Annotated in this window: 9 protein-coding genes and 2 tRNA genes; 5 read left to right on the plus strand and 6 right to left on the minus strand. The window is 31.6% G+C overall.

What is annotated here, in order from left to right:
• Window positions 1–7: 7 nt before the first annotated feature.
• Window positions 8–3,046, minus strand: coding sequence for a SusC/RagA family TonB-linked outer membrane protein (locus tag H0I29_RS10370; RefSeq protein WP_254712610.1), 3,039 nt, complete (start codon window positions 3,044–3,046; stop codon window positions 8–10).
• A 309-nt stretch (window positions 3,047–3,355) separates the two neighbouring features.
• On the opposite strand from H0I29_RS10370, the gene H0I29_RS10375 reads away from it, so the two are divergent.
• From H0I29_RS10375 to H0I29_RS10385, 3 genes are read left to right on the plus strand one after another with little or no spacing between them, the layout of a single operon-like run.
• Window positions 3,356–3,787, plus strand: coding sequence for an OsmC family protein (locus H0I29_RS10375; RefSeq protein WP_218752226.1), 432 nt, complete (start codon window positions 3,356–3,358; stop codon window positions 3,785–3,787).
• 14 nt (window positions 3,788–3,801) lie between these two features.
• Window positions 3,802–5,487 (plus strand): single-stranded-DNA-specific exonuclease RecJ, encoded by a 1,686-nt coding sequence (recJ, locus tag H0I29_RS10380; protein ID WP_218752227.1) that lies wholly within the window; start codon window positions 3,802–3,804, stop codon window positions 5,485–5,487.
• 5 nt (window positions 5,488–5,492) lie between these two features.
• Window positions 5,493–5,999 carry a hypothetical protein gene (locus tag H0I29_RS10385; RefSeq protein WP_218752228.1) on the plus strand — a complete coding sequence of 169 codons (507 nt, stop codon included), beginning with the start codon at window positions 5,493–5,495 and terminating at the stop codon, window positions 5,997–5,999.
• Window positions 6,000–6,236: 237 nt separating this feature from the next.
• Here the strand turns inward: H0I29_RS10385 and H0I29_RS10390 are convergent, their stop codons facing one another.
• The 4 genes from H0I29_RS10390 to H0I29_RS10405 all read right to left on the minus strand — a co-directional run bounded on the left by H0I29_RS10390 (window position 6,237) and on the right by H0I29_RS10405 (window position 14,685).
• Window positions 6,237–8,639: a helix-turn-helix domain-containing protein gene (locus tag H0I29_RS10390; RefSeq protein WP_218752229.1), complete on the minus strand. Its 2,403-nt coding sequence runs from the start codon at window positions 8,637–8,639 to the stop codon at window positions 6,237–6,239.
• A gap of 100 nt (window positions 8,640–8,739) precedes the next feature.
• The gene (locus tag H0I29_RS10395) at window positions 8,740–10,116 is read right to left on the minus strand and encodes an aldehyde dehydrogenase (protein WP_218752230.1); all 1,377 of its coding nucleotides are present in this window, start codon (window positions 10,114–10,116) and stop codon (window positions 8,740–8,742) included.
• A 428-nt stretch (window positions 10,117–10,544) separates the two neighbouring features.
• Window positions 10,545–11,756, minus strand: a complete 1,212-nt coding sequence (gene odhB, locus H0I29_RS10400) for a 2-oxoglutarate dehydrogenase complex dihydrolipoyllysine-residue succinyltransferase (protein ID WP_208891124.1) — start codon at window positions 11,754–11,756, stop codon at window positions 10,545–10,547.
• 196 nt (window positions 11,757–11,952) lie between these two features.
• Window positions 11,953–14,685, minus strand: a complete 2,733-nt coding sequence (locus H0I29_RS10405; RefSeq protein ID WP_218732697.1) for a 2-oxoglutarate dehydrogenase E1 component — start codon at window positions 14,683–14,685, stop codon at window positions 11,953–11,955.
• Window positions 14,686–14,880: 195 nt separating this feature from the next.
• Between H0I29_RS10405 and H0I29_RS10410 the strand changes: the two genes are divergently transcribed.
• Together H0I29_RS10410 and H0I29_RS10415 are read left to right on the plus strand one after the other, a co-directional pair.
• Window positions 14,881–14,954, plus strand: a tRNA-Asn gene (locus tag H0I29_RS10410).
• Window positions 14,955–15,318: 364 nt separating this feature from the next.
• Window positions 15,319–15,392: transfer RNA gene (locus H0I29_RS10415), tRNA-Asn, on the plus strand.
• A gap of 519 nt (window positions 15,393–15,911) precedes the next feature.
• Here H0I29_RS10415 and H0I29_RS10420 read toward each other — a convergent pair.
• Complete coding sequence (locus H0I29_RS10420) at window positions 15,912–17,375, minus strand: glutamate synthase subunit beta (protein ID WP_218752231.1); 1,464 nt, start codon at window positions 17,373–17,375, stop codon at window positions 15,912–15,914.
• Window position 17,376 lies beyond the last annotated feature (1 nt).

Raw genomic sequence — 17,376 nt, forward strand, 5'->3', positions numbered from 1 at the left:
TTATATTTTAAAAAGTTAATTTAAGACCAAGATCAAAACCTTTAGTATTTGGGGTACCAAGATTATCTACTCCAACAGAACCTGCTCCAGGAACTCCTCCTCCAAATGCATTTATTTCTGGATCTACACCACTATAATTAGTAATTGTTAAAAGGTTTCTACCTGTTAAAGAAAACTCTAAATTAGAGATTGGCAAACGGTCTAATAATTTTTTACTTAACTTATAATTTAAACTAACATATCTTAAACGTGTATAAGAACCATCTTCAACAAAGTTTTCTGAGTTTAAAGCATAATAATTTTGATAGTATTCTTGGTTCTTTGTTACTGAAATATCATTTGCAGTTCCATCTGCTTTTATACCAGGAATAATTGTTGTAGTACCTCTATCTAAAGTAGATGTTCCTACACCATAATAAGCCAATGCAGATGCAGTAGCATTGTACACAGTATTACCTTCTACAATGTCTAATAAAAATGATAAACCAAAGTTTTTATATCTTAAAGTACTTGAAATACCTAATGTAAAATCTGGTTGTCTATCAACATCAGCATAAGTTTCATCTGTTAATGTTGGGTATCCGTCGGTTCCTATTAAAACTTCTCCATTTTCATTTTTAATAGCTCTTTTACCCCTAAGTGAAAATAATGAAGCATCTAAAACACCTGCTCCTGCAGCAGAGTTTAAAAAAGTCCAAGAATCAGATAAATACACCTCATTTAGTTCTCCTGGTAAGTCAATAACTGTGGTTACATTGCTTCCAAAGTTAAAATTCATATCCCATTGAAATTCAGATGTGTTTGGCATTAATTTAACAGATAATAATGCTTCTATACCTTTGTTTTCTATTTCTCCACCATTTAAGGTTGCGTAAAAAGTACCTGCTGTTGGAGGAACACGTATATCTGATAATATTTGATTATCTGAAATACTCTTATAATACGTTGCATTAAAACTTAACCTATTGTTTAAGAAGCTAGAATCGAAACCAAACTCCCAACTATTGGTAAATTCTGGTTCTAAAGCTGCGTTACCAACATCTACTCCGTTGTATGCATAACCTGTACTACCAAGTCCATTAATTTGAGTTACCAAGTAACTTTCTAATTGACCAATTGGTGCATCTTTACCTACTTGAGCCCAAGTACTTCTTAATTTTAAATAATTTAATCCATTACCTTCAGATTTAATATCAAATAAATCTGTAAGAACAGCAGATCCTCCTACGGAAGGGTAAAAGAAAGATCTACTCTTTGACGGTAGTGTAGAAGACCAGTCATTTCTACCAGTAACATTTAAAAATAATGCATCTTTATATCCTAATTTTATTTCTCCGAAAACACCCACATTTCTTTTTCTAGCAATACGCTCTAATATGGTTTGATTTTCTGTTGAAACATTACTGATATTATAAATACCTGGAGCTAAAAAACCATTACCAGTTAAGTAGTCTGTTTTTACATTACTATCTTCTATAGTATTACCGGCTAATAAGTTCAATTCAAATTTTTCTGATAATTTTTTAGTATAAGTAGCTATAAAATTTGAAGTGTATTTTTTATACAATCTTTCGTATTGAGAGATATAACCTTCATCTCTAGATTCGTTTAAAGAACCATTTGCGGTTATTCTTCTACTATGTTGATCGTAAATATCTGCACCAAACTTATAGGATAGATTTAAATTTTCATTAATAGCATAATCTAATCCAATAGAACCAATAAATCTATTTAATTCATTTGTATTAGGGCTGTTATCTAAACTCCAATATACATTGTCAGTTTGTTGACCTGTATAAAAACCCTTTTGAGCTCCGTCTAGATCTGTATAATCATTAATATTTACATTAGAAGGATAATTTAATAAACTAGTAATACTACCACCAGTTGCATTTCCTTGTAGGGTACTTTTAATATTTGTTCTAACGTAATTACCTAAAACAGATAAAGTAAGTTTTTCTGAAATTTTCGAATTTTGATTAATTCTAAAAGTAGTTTTATTGTAAGAAGTAGATGGTATAATTCCTTGATTATCTAAATTCCCTATAGAAAAATACGTATTTCCTTTAGCATTACCACCTGTATAACTTGCAAAGTAGTTTTGCGAAATTCCCGTTTTATAAAAGTCTTTTATATGGTTATATGTTTTTGTACCAGGCGATATTGCCTCTCCCCAAGAAAGTGGACTTTCTAAATTATAATTAATACTTCCATCGGTCTGAACAATTTGTTCACCTTGACCATACATTTGTTGAATGTCTGGGGTTCCCATAACATTGTCTACAGAAAGAGATGAAGAAAGAAAAACTTTACTCATACCTTCTTTTCCTCTTTTGGTAGTAATAATAACAGCTCCTTCTGCGGCTTGTATACCATATAAAGCAGCAGCGGCAGGCCCTTTAAGAACCGTAATGCTTTCAATATCTTCTGGGTTTAAATCAGATGCTCTATTTGTACTTGCAACTTCAGAACTAGAATCGGTAGAATTGTCTATCGGTAATCCATCAACAATCATTAGTGGTTGGTTATTTCCTGTTATAGAAGTACCTCCACGAATCATAATTACAGCAGAAGACCCAGGTGCACCACCAGAACTAGTAACTGTAACACCAGAAACTTTTCCTTGTAAAGAGTTTACCATATTACTTTGGTTTCCTTCTAAAAGTTCTTCAGATTTTAATGCTTGCGCGGCAAAACCTAAAGATTTTTTTTGTCTTTTAACACCGAAAGAAGTTACTACTACCTCATTTAATATATTAGTGTCTTCTTCTAATACAACGTTTAATGTAGCAGAGTTTACTTGAACTTCTTTTCTTTTAAAACCTAAAGAAGTAAAAACAATTGTTTCTCCTTTTTTTGCTGTAATAGAATACATTCCATTAAAATCGGTACTTGTACCTATTTTAGTGCCTTTAATTAACACACTTACTCCTGGTAATTCTCCCGTGTTATCTGTTACTTTTCCTTTGACATTAATTTCTTGAGATTGAATATTTAATGTAACCATAAAGATAAGTGAAACTGTAAAAAAAAGTTTTTTTATCATAAAAATGTTTTGTTGGTTAATATTTTGATAAAATTAGCTAAAAAAAAGATAATTCTCTTAAAAAAATTAATAAAACAGCAAGAAAAAACAAAAAACAGCATTAAGTGTGCAAAAAATCATAAAAAATTGAGAATCTTCTAAAAAGATACCTAAAATTAAGTGTTATTAAAAATTGCATAAAGACTATACTTATTAAAAGAAACATTCTATTTATTTTAACCATTAACTACTGTGTGTTTTCTTATTTTTGTAAGAATAAGCACAAATTACTATTTCAACTTTTAAAAATCTATACTAAAATTATTTAATATGACTACAAATATTGTAAGAACTACCTGGAAAGAAAACATGCAATTTGAATCTGATAATCCGAGTGGGTTAAATTTAACAATGGATGCTGGCGAAGAAAGTGGAGGAGAGGGAAAAGGGTACAGACCGAAAGCCTTAATGTTAGCCTCTTTAGCTGGTTGTTCTGGTTTAGATGTAGTTTCATTATTAACAAAAATGCGTGCAGAAGTTGCAGAATTTAAAATTGATATAACAGCAGAGTTAACAGATGAGCATCCAAAGTTTTATAATAAAGTAAAAGTAGATTATCATTTTACTGATATAGATTTAAAGCCAGAAAAAATTCAGAAAGCAGTTAACTTATCGGTAACAAAATATTGTGGTGTTATGGAGATGTTTCGTCAATTTGCTGAGGTAGAAATTGAAATTCATTTACATAAAATTGAGAACTAAGCGATAAATTAGCTATGAGATGGACGTTAAAACCAAAAGCGGATAAAGTAAAGGTAGAAAAATTAGCAAAAGAATTGCAGGTAGATAAAACTATAGCTGAAATTCTATGTCAAAGAAATATTGAAACTTTTGAGGATGCTAAAAATTATTTTCGTCCAAGTTTAGATGAAATTCATGATCCTTTTTTAATGAAAGACATGGATCTCGCAGTTACTAGAATTGAAAAAGCAATTGCTAATAATGAAAATATTTTAGTTTTTGGTGATTATGATGTAGACGGAACTACAGCAGTTTCTTTAGTTGCATCTTATTTAAAAACGATTCATCCAAATATTGCCACTTATATACCTGATAGGTATGCCGAAGGTTATGGCGTTTCCTATATGGGAATTGATTTTGCGCATGACAATGATTTTTCTTTAATTATTGCCTTAGATTGCGGAATAAAAGCTATTGATAAAGTTGCCTACGCAACCGAAAAAAATGTAGATTTTATTATTTGCGATCACCATAAACCTGGAGATGAAATTCCGAAAGCAGTAGCTGTTTTAAATGCAAAAAGAGAAGATTGTACCTATCCTTTCGATGAGCTTTGCGGGTGTGGAGTTGGGTTTAAATTGATTCAGGCTTTAGGTAGTTCTAGAGGTCAAACAATAGAAGATTTTATTCCATACTTAGATTTGGTTGCTACGGCAATTGCTGCAGATATTGTACCTATGAATGGCGAAAATAGAGTTTTGGCGTATCATGGTTTACATGTAATTAATCAAAGTCCGAGAAACGGAATAAAGGCAATTATTCATCAAACGAAAAAAACAGAACTTACCATTACCGATGTTGTATTTACTATTGCACCAAGAATAAATGCTGCAGGTAGAATGAAACATGGTAATTATGCAGTAGAATTATTAACGGAAATGGATTTTGACTTGGCAGTGGAGTTTGCTGCTGCTATAGAAATTTTTAATGCTGATAGAAAAGATTTAGATAAGAAAATTACAGATCAAGCTTTAATACAGATTATTGATAATGAGGAAGAAGACCGTTTTACATCGGTAGTTTTTCAAGAAGATTGGCATAAAGGTGTTATTGGTATTGTTGCTTCTCGTTTAATAGAAAAGTATTACAGACCCACCTTAGTTTTTACCAAAAGTGGCGATAAATTAGCGGCTTCCGCACGTTCTGTAAAAGGTTTTGATGTTTATAATGCATTGCATGCTTGTGAAGAGTTTATAGAACAATTTGGGGGACATAAATATGCAGCGGGTTTAACTTTAGCACCAGAAAACTACGAGAATTTTAAAAATAAGTTTGAAGAAGTTGTAAAAGCTACAATTGATAAAGAGTTGTTAACTCCTGAGATTTCTATAGATGCAGAAATAGATTTGTTAGAAATTACACCTAAGTTTTTTAGAATCATTCAGCAAATGGCCCCTTTTGGTCCTATGAATATGCGACCGACTTTTAAAACAAGTTGCGTAAGAGATAATGGTTACGGAAAACAGGTTGGTGCAGATAAAACGCACTTAAAACTCAATGTTTTTCAAGGTGATAATAAAAGAACTTTTAATTCAATTGGTTTTGGTTTGGGTGATAAAATGGAATTTGTTCAGAATGATTTCGATATTGTTTATGGCTTAGATGAAAATGTATGGAATGGTAATAAATCGATACAATTGTTATTGAAGGATTTGAAGTAAGATAAATGGAAGAGATAAAAAAATATTCAACCGAACAGTTTGTAATTTTTTCAACGAATGAATTACAACAGATTAACGATATCCAATTATTAATTTTAAAAGGTCATATTTTAGTTGAATATAGCTTAAATTGTTATTTAGAATCTATTTCTATTAATAAAAATTCTGATTTCTTTAAAAAGGACAAGATGAATTTTTCAACAAAATTAAAAGTCTTAAAACATTTTACAGTTTTTGGAAGAGATGCTGATATAGTTGATGAATTAATAATGCTTAATAGTATAAGAAATGAAATTGCACATAGTTTAAATTATAATGAAAATTTATTAAAAAAATTATTTTCAGAAATAAGAAAAAAATCTCCAGAAGGTATTTTGTCAAATCCTAATTCAAAGATTAAGGAAAAAATTATTGCTTCTATAGCTTTTATAAACGGAGCTCTTTTTGGAGCTTATAAATTTAATACAGACAAAAAAGATATAGAAGAATTTATAAGAATAAAAAAAAGGTAAGCAAACAATTTTAGCCCTGATTGACCGTTTGTTTGAGTTCTTTTTAAGGAACGAAAAAAAGTGAGTAGTGAAAGCAGGAAGTGTAGCTTTTAAATATTCATTTCAATAAAAAACCCACTCCTAAATTAGAAGTGGGAAAATTGCTATGAAAAAGAAAATGATAAGAAAGTATCTTACCATAATCATTAAGACGATTCTTTTTATTAAAACTTACACTTTATTTTAAAATAATTGAAATTAATTTTCCATAGACATCAAAACCATCCTCAATTCCATAAAAGAAAAAGATTTGTCTACTTTTTCTTTTAGGTCTGTTAAGCTTTTAAACTCGGTGTCTTCTATGGCATTAACCATTTTCTTGTATTTCTTAATATCTATCAATTCTAAAATATCAATATCACCAGAGGGAATATAACTCGCCAAATGGCTTTCTACAGTTCCAGAAGTTAGACTTCTTTCTTTAGCAATATCTTTTATTGAAAGCCCAGATTTAAACAACTCAAAAGTAATTTGTTTGGTAGGTTTCTTATCTTCTTTTTTTTGTTCGTTTAATTTATTGATTCCGTTTTTTCTACAATAATCTTCTATGGCTTCTAAAATTTGTTCACCATATTTTTTTACACGAGTTTTTCCCATTCCAACAGTGCTTAGCAAAGCTTTTTCTGTTCTTGGTAAGTCATCGCACATGGCGTATAAAGTTTCTTGTGTAAATATTTGAAAATGTGGAATTCCTAGATCTTTTGAAATTTCATCTCTTAATTCACGTAATTTTAAGGCTAAAATAGGGTCGCGTTTAGAGGCTACTGTTTTCTTTTTAGCGGGTGATGATTTTTGTAAAACGGCATTTGCTCTTACTTTTAAATAGTCTTGTACTTTAAAACCATTATTTATTTTTTGAAGCGCAAACAATTTTTCTAATAGCTTTTCTTGTAAGCTATCAAATTGTTTGGTAAAATCACTTTTTACTGTTTTATTATCTGTTGAAAACTGAATTGCATTTAAAGGTTTTAGAATATTTCCTTTTGTTTGTGTTACAAAATAATCAACGGCTTTGGTAAAGCGTTCTTGAGTTTGAGAACTATTTTCTGGTAGTATATTGTCTTCACAAATTTGCGCTAATTGATTTTTAAATCCGTTAGAAACTTTCATTAAAGCTACAACACCATCATCTTTTATAGTTTGTAAATGATCTATAACATCTCCTTTGATACTTGTATGATTCTTGTAAAAAATATCTATCAATCTAGAAACGGGATATAAAAATGGCTGGTAATCGAATAACTCAGAAATTAAATTCAGCTGAAAGTGTTTTTCAGATTCGTTCAAAACACGTTCATCTGGGTGATTTTCTTCTACACTTTCATTAAAAATACTAACCGTTCTGTCATTAATAATTGCACTGCTGGTAATTGGTGTTTTTAAAACCAAACCCTCTAAAGAAGTACACCTACTTAAGGCAACATACGTTTGTCCGTGTGCAAAAGAAGCTTCTGCATCTATAATGGCTTTTTCGAAGGTTAAACCCTGACTTTTATGAATGGTAATTGCCCAAGCCAATCGCAAAGGAATTTGAGAAAAAGAACCAATTACATCTTCTTTAATTTCTTTAGTTTCGTCGTTTATAGAATAATTTACATTATCCCAAGTTTCTCTTTCCGTAACAATCTCATCAATTTCATTGGGACATTGTACCGTTACATTTTGTAACGAAATATCGGTTATAATTCCTATTTTTCCGTTGTAATACCTTTTTTCTGGTGATGAATCATTTTTGATAAACATTACCTGTGCTCCCATTTTCAATTCTAACTTTTCATCATTAGGGAAAGCATTATCATTGAATTTACCAGAAACATCAGCTTTAAAAAAGTAACTTTTGGTATTGAGTTTATTTAATTCTGAACTATTAATTAAATTGGCTCTGTTATTATGAGTTGTTAAGGTAATGTAACCGTCATCTTTAGTAGGAGAGAAGGTAGGGTCGTAATTTCTATTTAAAATTTCAGCAGATTTTTCTGATAAAGTATCGGTTCTAATTTCATTTAAGATGGTAATAAAATCTTCATTTTTCTGACGATAAATATGTTTCAATTCTATGGAAACAACATCGGCTTCTTGATACGCTTTAGAGCTAAAAAAGTAAACGGTATTGTAATGTTGCTGCAATAAACTCCATTCATTTGGCCTTACAACGGGTGCTAATTGTTGTAAATCTCCAATCATTAAAACTTGTGCACCTCCAAAAACTTTGTTTCTGTTTTTATAACGACGCATTACTTGATCTATTCCGTCTAGCAAATCGGCACGAACCATAGAAATTTCATCAATAATTATTAAATCTAACGATTTGATGATATCTATTTTAGTTTTAGAAAACTTACGTTGCTGGTTTGTATTTGCAATCTGATCTGGTAAGATAGGACCAAAAGGCATTTGAAAAAAAGAATGAATCGTTACTCCTTTTGCATTAATTGCTGCAACACCAGTTGGTGCAACAATAACCATTCTTTTTAAAGATTCCTTTTTAATTTGATGTAAAAAAGTAGTTTTTCCTGTACCTGCTTTTCCGGTGATAAAAAGATTTCTATCTGTTTTATCTATAAATTGTAAGGCAAGTTCTAATTCAGGATTTTTTGACATTTTTACTTTTTTTTGCAAGGTAATAAATAGCCGTTAAAACAAATTAAACGATTTCAATTTATTTGTATGAACTAAGTAGATTTTATATGTTGTTCTTTTTTTAAAGAAGTTTTTTAATAATATTAAAATATTTAAAAGGGATGTATTTTAAAGGTAAATCTATCCATGTTGGGTTAGTAACAACGGCTCTTTTATGGCTAAAAGCAAAAAAACTATTTTGTCCGTGATAATTTCCTAATCCACTATTTCCTACACCTCCAAAAGGTAAATTGTGGTTGCTTACATGCATTAACGTATCATTAATACAAGCTCCACCAGATGAGGTTTTTGCTAAAATATCTTTCGAATTTTTATTTTTTCCAAAATAATAGAAAGCCAAAGGTTTTTCATTTTTATTGATGTAATCTATAGTTTCATCAATATGATTAAAACTCATTACAGGTAATATTGGTCCGAATATTTCTGCTTGCATGATTTTAAAATCAGGTTGAACGTTATCAATAATAGTAGGTGCAATAAACTTCTCTTTCATATCGATTTCTCCACCTGTATGTATCGTTCCTTCGTTTAATAGACCACTCAAACGTTCTACTGCATCTTCATTTACAATACGTGGATAAAAACGACTTTGTTTAATATTATCACCGTACATCAACTTGATGTTTTCTGCAATTTTGTCTAATAATTCAGTTTTAATAGATTCATGGGCAAAAAGATAATCTGGAGCAATACATGTTTGTCCGGCATTAATTAATTTACCCCAAATAATACGCTTTGCAGCAATATCAATATTGGCATCTGCATCTACAATACACGGACTTTTTCCTCCTAATTCTAAAACTACAGGTGTTAGATTTTCTGCGGCAGCTTTCATAACTACTTTACCAACTTTAGGACTTCCTGTAAAGAAAATGATATCGAAACGTTGTGCAAAAAGTATCGTGTTGGTTTCTTTTCCTCCATGAACAACACTTATGTAATTAGAATCAAAGTGTTCTGAAATCATTTCTTCCATTACCTTGGCAACAGTTGGTGTATCTGGAGATGGTTTTAATACGCTACAGCAACCTGCAGAAATTGCGCCAACTAAAGTATTTATAAGTAGTTGAAAAGGATAATTCCAAGGAGCAACAATTAATGCTGTACCTAAAGGTTCGTAAATAATTTTACTAGAAGCAGGAATTAAATGAAGTGGAGAAGTAACTCTTTTGGGAGCTGCCCATTTTTTTATATGTTTAATATGGTTGTCAATTTCACCGATAACAATACTTATTTCTGTTAAATATGCTTCTTCTGGTGATTTGTGTAAATCTTGCCACAAAGCAGTTTCAATCTTTTGTTGATATTGAAGAATGGCTTTTTTTAACGTTTTTAATTGTGTTAATCGAAAGCTAATATTTTTTGTTTTATGTGTGTCAAAAAATGACTTGTGTGCTGCTATGTTTTTTAGAATTATTTCTTTTGATGTTTCTTTCATGGTAATATATCTAATTACTGTTTGTTGAAATATTTAAGAATTGTAAAAGCATTCTTTATCACTAAATTTAATAGAAATTAGTGGATTATAACTTTTAAATGCTACTATTATTTTTGTCGTGATGTAATTTTATTTATTACAGCAAAAATTGAGTTATACTACTTAAACTTTATAAGATGAAAAACTATAGATTCCTTGTTGTTCCTAAATCTCTCTGTGTGTAATATTGTCATTATATAAGAATTTTTTAGTAAGTCTAGCCCTGATTGAGCGGTCTGTTTGAGCTCTTTTTGGAAGAATGACAAAAAAGCGAGTAGCGAAAGCAGGAAATAGCTTCAAATAAAAAACCTTTCTGATTTCTCAAAAAGGTTTTCAATATCTAAAAAGCCAAATTACTCGACTTTATTTTATCTTGTTTCAAAAAGAAACTACATTTCTAATGCTTTTGCTGGATTGTTGTCCATTAATAACTCAACTGGGTTTTCTAAAGCCTCTTTAACAGCCACTAAGAAACCAACAGATTCTCTACCATCTACAATTCTATGATCGTAAGATAAAGCAACGTACATAATTGGCTGAATTACAATTCCGCCATTAACTGCCATTGGTCTGTTTACAATGTTGTGCATTCCTAAAATTCCACTCTGAGGAGGATTTAAAATAGGAGTAGATAGCATAGAACCAAATACACCACCATTGGTAATTGTAAAAGTTCCACCAGTCATTTCATCAATAGTAATTTGACCGTCTCTAGCTCTAATTGCCAAACGTTTTACTTCAGATTCTACACCTCTAAAAGATAAATTTTCTGCATTTCTAATTACTGGAACCATTAAACCTTTTGGTCCAGAAACAGCGATAGAAATATCTTGAAAATCATTTTTAATTTGGTAATCTCCATCAATCATAGAGTTTACATCTGGAAATAATTTTAAAGCTCTAACAACCGCTAAAGTAAAGAAAGACATAAAGCCTAATCCTACGCCGTGTCTCGCTTTAAAAGCTTCTTTATATTCTGTTCGTAAGTCAAAAATTGGTTGCATGTTTACTTCGTTAAAAGTAGTTAACATAGCCGTTTCGCTTTTTACAGCTACTAAACGTTCTGCAACTTTTCTACGTAACATAGACATTTTCTTGCGTTCTGTACCTCTAGAACCACTTGCTGGTTGCGTTCCCATAGAAGGTACTGCTTTTACAGCATCGTCTTTGGTAATTCTACCGTCTTTTCCACTACCTTTTACAGCAGAAGGAGCAATTCCTTTTTCTGCTAAAACTTTTTTAGCTGCAGGAGAAGCTGTTCCGGTTGCGTAAGTAGCAGCTTTAGGAGCTTCTTTTACTTCAACTTTCTTTTCTTCTTTAGGCGCTTCTGTTTTTGCAGGAGCATCACCTTCTGGTTTTGCTGCGCTTGTATCAATTAAACAAACTACTGCACCAACAGCAACTGCATCACCTTCTTCTGCTTTTAAAGTGATAATTCCGCTTTCTTCAGCAGGCAATTCTAAGGTTGCTTTGTCAGAATCTACTTCTGCAATTGGTTGATCTTTTTCAACATAATCACCATCTTCAACTAACCAAGTTGCAATTTCTACTTCTGTAATTGATTCTCCTGGAGAAGGAACTTTCATTTCTAAAACACTCATGCTTTCTTAATTTATTAATACCAAAATTAATACGGTACTCTATTTAATTATTTTATATTTTCTTTTAACTATTTTGGCGTTTTAACAGGCTTTCCATTATATCTTTTTTACTTCTGTTCTCGATACAAATTTGCAAAAGAGCAAATTGACTCGAACTGACAGTAAAAAAGGATGTCATTTCAATCCTTAACGCGACTTACTCTGTATCAAAAACACTGTCTATAACAGCTTTATGACGTTTTTTAAATCTTGTACTAGAACCAGCTGCAGGTACTGCGTAGTATTTACGAGAACGAACTGTTAGTTTAACTAACTCCATGCGTTCTAACATATAACTCCAAGCTCCCATGTTTCTTGGTTCTTCTTGTGCCCAAATGTATTCTTCTACATTAGGGTATCTATCTATTACTTTCTGTATTTTTTCTAAATGTAAAGGGAATAATTGCTCTATTCTTACCAAAGCAATATCATCTCTTTTTAAATTTTCTCTTTCTTCAAGTAAATCATAATAGAATTTACCCATACAGAAAACTATTTTCTTTACTTTTTTAGGAGCTAGTGTGTCGTCTATAACTTCTTGAAATTCACTAGTAGCTAAATCTTGAATCGTATTAACTGCTTTCGGATGACGTAATAAACTTTTAGGTGTAAATACAATTAAAGGTTTTCTATACGTACGTTTCATTTGTCTACGTAACAAATGATAAAAGTTAGAAGGTGTTGTACAATTTGCAACCGTCATATTATCTATGGCACATAATTGTAAGTAACGTTCTATTCTTGCAGATGAATGCTCAGAACCTTGCCCTTCATAACCGTGAGGTAATAATACTACAATTCCGTTTTGTAACTTCCATTTATCTTCTGCTGCAGAAATATACTGGTCAAACATAATTTGTGCACCGTTAGAGAAATCTCCAAACTGTGCCTCCCAAATTGTTAATGTATTTGGGTTTGCCATGGCGTAACCATAATCAAAACCAAGTACACCGTATTCAGACAATAACGAATTGTAGATCGTCATTTGTCCTTTATTATTAGGGTTTGTATTTAGTAAGTTGATACGTTCTTCTGTAACCTCATCACGCAAGATAGCATGTCTGTGAGAAAATGTACCTCTTTCTACATCTTGTCCAGAAATACGAATGTTATATCCTTCTTCCATTAAACTTCCGTAGGCCAACGTTTCTGCCATTCCCCAGTCTAAGTTATTCGTTTCAAAAGTCATTTTAGCTCTACCAGCTAAAATACGTTCTGCTTTTCTAACAAAGTTAGCTCCTTCAGGAACTGTAGAAACTACTTTTGCAATACCTTTTAATTTATCTTCATCATATTTTGTGTCGTTGGTAAGCAACATTGCATCTAAATCTTCACGCTCGTATCCTTCCCAAGTAGATTGCATAAATTCTCTTACAATCGATTTTTCCACTTTTTTGGCTTCATCAAATTCTCTTTCAAGCATTTCTTTGAATTCCGTAGTAATTTCTTTTAAATAAGAACCATCTATAGAACCCTCTGCAAGTAATTGTGCAGCATAAATATCTTTAGGATTTTTATGCTTAGAGATTGCTTTATATAGTGTAGGTTGTGTAAAACGAGGTTCATCACCTTCATTATGCCCATATTTTCTATAGCCTAATAAATCGATGAAAATATCTTGTTTAAACTTCATTCTAAATTCTAACGCCATTTCCATAGCGTGACAAACAGCTTCTGTATCGTCTGCATTTACATGCAATACTGGCGATAAAGTTACTTTTGCTACATCTGTACAGTACGTACTAGAACGTGCATCTAAATAATTAGTTGTAAAACCAATTTGATTATTTACGACAATGTGAATTGTACCACCTGTTTTATAACCATTCAATTTTGCCATCTGAGTTACCTCATATGCAATACCTTGACCTGCAATTGCAGCATCTCCGTGAATTATAATTGGTAATATTTTGCTAGCATCACCATTATATTTTCTATCTATTTTAGCTCTTGTAATTCCTTCTGTTACTGCAGCTACAGTTTCTAAGTGAGAAGGATTTGGAACTAAATTCATTTTTATTTCGTTACCATCTCTAAAAGTTTTACTTAACGTTAAACCTAAATGGTACTTTACATCTCCATCGATGTCTTCATCTTCGAAATCTTTCCCCTCAAATTCACTAAATAAATCTCTAACAGGTTTTTTAAAGATGTTAACCAACGTATTTAAACGCCCTCTGTGAGCCATTCCTAAAACACATTCTTTAACTCCGTATTTTTCTGCGGCATCTCTTAAAATAACGCTCATACCTGGAATTAAGGTTTCTCCACCTTCTAAAGAAAAACGTTTCTGACCAACGTATTTAGTCTGCAAGAAACTCTCAAAAGTTACTGCTTGGTTTAGTTTTCCTAAAATATATTTTTTAGCCTCTATAGAGTAGTTTGGGTGGTTGTCGTTTTTATTAAAACGTTCATGCCACCATTTTAATTTTTCTGGGTTACGCATATACATGTATTCTACACCAATAGAATCACAGTAAATACGTTGTAAGTTTTTTATAATCTCAGAAAGTTTTGCTTTTCCTAAGCCTAAAACTTCACCTGCAGAAAATTCTTTGTCTAAATCGATTTCGGAAAGGCCAAAGTTTTCAAGATCTAAAGTAGGGTAATACTGTCTTCTATCTCTAACCGGGTTTGTTTTTGTAAATAAATGACCACGTGTTCTATAGCCATTAATTAAATCGACAACAAAAAATTCTTTACGAACTTCTTGAGGTATTTCTGATGAAACTTCTTCTTCTTTTAAAGAATAATTTTCATTTGCTAAATCATATCCCTGAAAGAAGCTTCTCCAGCTTGGTTCTACGGCATCTGGGTTTATCAAATACTTATCATATAAATCAGCTATAAAGCCTGTGTGTGCTGCGTTTAAAAACGAAAATTTATCCATATTATAGTTTCTACTTTTTTAAAGTATGTAATGCAGAATCAAAAATACAAATTTTGTAGTAAACCCGTATTATTTATTGATAATAATACAAAATACTTTTTTTTGTATTTTTTTAATCTTTTTTTTAAAATTGTTTGGTGAAGTTAAAAAAGGATGTATATTTGCACTCGCAAAACACATTTATGTGTCGCAAACTCCTTCTTAGCTCAGTTGGTTAGAGCATCTGACTGTTAATCAGAGGGTCCAAGGTTCGAGTCCTTGAGAGGGAGCAAAAAAGTCTTATCTTTATTGATAAGGCTTTTTTTTTTGTTATAAACTTTTTTAGATTTCGTTTCAGTGAATCTAGGGGTAAAGGGATTATGTCTAATAGTTGTAGGGTTTAATAATTCGCTATAATTATTAAGATGGCTACAATTTTTGGTGACTATGCGTTCATTTTAGTATAGCTGAATAAATAGAGGAAGTAGTTAAGTATTGTGTGTAAATATTAGAAAGTTTAAATTATGATGTTGTAGTTTTTTTAGTAGGCAGAAAATACTTTCTTTTTAGTGTAAAAAAATATGAAGAAACATTTGTGCAACTAATAAAAAGATTTATATTTGCACTCGCAAAACACATTTATGTGTCGCAAACTCCTTCTTAGCTCAGTTGGTTAGAGCATCTGACTGTTAATCAGAGGGTCCAAGGTTCGAGTCCTTGAGAGGGAGCAAAAAAAGTCTTATCTTTATTGATAAGGCTTTTTTTTATGCTTATATTTTTATTGATTTTAGACCGTTGTGGAGTGGTTGATTGTGTTAATTAATTTTATTTGAAGTGCAAAATACGCCGTTAAAAATTTATACGCAAACTAAAACAAAAGGGTGAATCTGACAGGTAGTTTTTGGAATTTTGAAAAAGGGGTCGAAAAAGAATAGGTAAACAGTTGATTTGTGTAGTTTATGTTGATGCTTACTTCTGTTTTTTTTTATAATGAATATCGCGTGAAGGATAGTAGTGAAAAGCCCGCAGTGAGGTACGATCGAGGACTTGTAATGGATAGCCTGACCATTTTAAAGCTAAATGTTTGTTGTTATAGATGATGTTCTTTTAAAAATGGGCACGCCCAAAATATTGTTACTATTTTAAAGTAAGAAAAAAACTCATCAATTAAATTATTGATGAGTTTTGATATATACTCGTTACAATTCCGAAAATACGGAATCATTAGAGTTGATAGTTTGGATAAATTACATAGCAACTAAATCGCCAGTAACATCTTTAGAAGGTAATTCTGTTTTACCCATTAAAAATAAATCTACTTGTCTTGCTGCTTCTCTTCCTTCAGAAATTGCCCAAACAATTAAAGACTGTCCGCGACGCATATCTCCTGCTGTAAAGATATTTTTTACATTGGTTTGATATTTACCGTATTCTGCTTTGTAGTTAGAACGAGCATCTGTCTTAAGGCCTAATTTATCTGCTAAAGTGCTTTCTGGGCCTGTAAATCCTAATGCTAGTAAAGCTAAGTCGCAAGGCCATGTTTTTTCTGTACCTGCAATCTCTATTAGCTGAGGTCTTTGACCTGGTACCATTTTCCATTCTACATTAACTGTTTTTAAAGCAGTTAATTTTCCGTCTGAATCTTTAATAAACTCTTTGGTGTTGATCAACCAATTACGCTCTGCACCTTCTTTGTGCGAGGAAGAAGTTTTTAATTGTAAAGGCCAAAAAGGCCAAGGAGTTGTTGGTGAACGGTGTCCTGGGGGTTTTGGCATAATTTCAAAGTTTACCACAGATTTTGCTCCGTGTCTGTTTGAAGTCCCAATACAATCAGATCCTGTATCTCCACCACCAATTACAATTACATCTTTATCTGTAGCTAGTATTTGGTCTTTTACTTCCTTACCAAATACAACTTTTGTTTGTTGTGTTAAGAAATCCATTGCTTGTACTACACCATCGGCATCAATACCAGGAGTTGGTAAGCTACGTCTTTCTGTTGCACCGCCACATAATACAATACTGTCAAAAGCTTTTAAATCTTTTACACTATAGTTAACGCCAACGTTTACATTTGTTTTAAATATAATTCCTTCTGCTTCTAAAATAGCAACTCTTCTATCGATAATTCCTTTTTCTAATTTAAAATTAGGAATTCCGTAACGTAGTAAACCACCAACTTCATCATCTCTTTCAAAAACAGTTACTGTATGACCGGCTCTATTTAATTGTTGTGCTGCTGCTAATCCTGCAGGACCAGAACCAACAATTGCAATTGTTTTTCCTGTTCTGTTTTTGGGAGGTTGAGGTTTTATCCATCCTTCTTTAAAGGCGCGTTCTACAATGTTTTTTTCAATATTTTCAATAGAAACTGGGTCTTCAATAATACCTAGCACACATGATTGTTCGCATGGAGCAGGGCATAAGCGACCTGTGAATTCTGGAAAATTGTTTGTAGAATGTAGTATCCATGATGCTTTTTTCCATTCACCTTGGTGTACCATATGATTGAAATCTGGAATTAGATTTCCTAATGGACAACCACTATGGCAAAAAGGAATACCACAATCCATACAACGTGATCCTTGTTTTGTTATTTCTTCTTCAGAAAGAGGAACTGTAAATTCTTTATAATTTTTTACACGATCTTTTACAGCAGTGTATGTTTCATCCTGTCTTTCAAATTCTTTAAATCCTGTTATTTTTCCCATG

It is taken from the genome of Polaribacter sp. R2A056_3_33, from assembly GCF_019278485.1.
Taxonomy (GTDB): domain Bacteria; phylum Bacteroidota; class Bacteroidia; order Flavobacteriales; family Flavobacteriaceae; genus Polaribacter.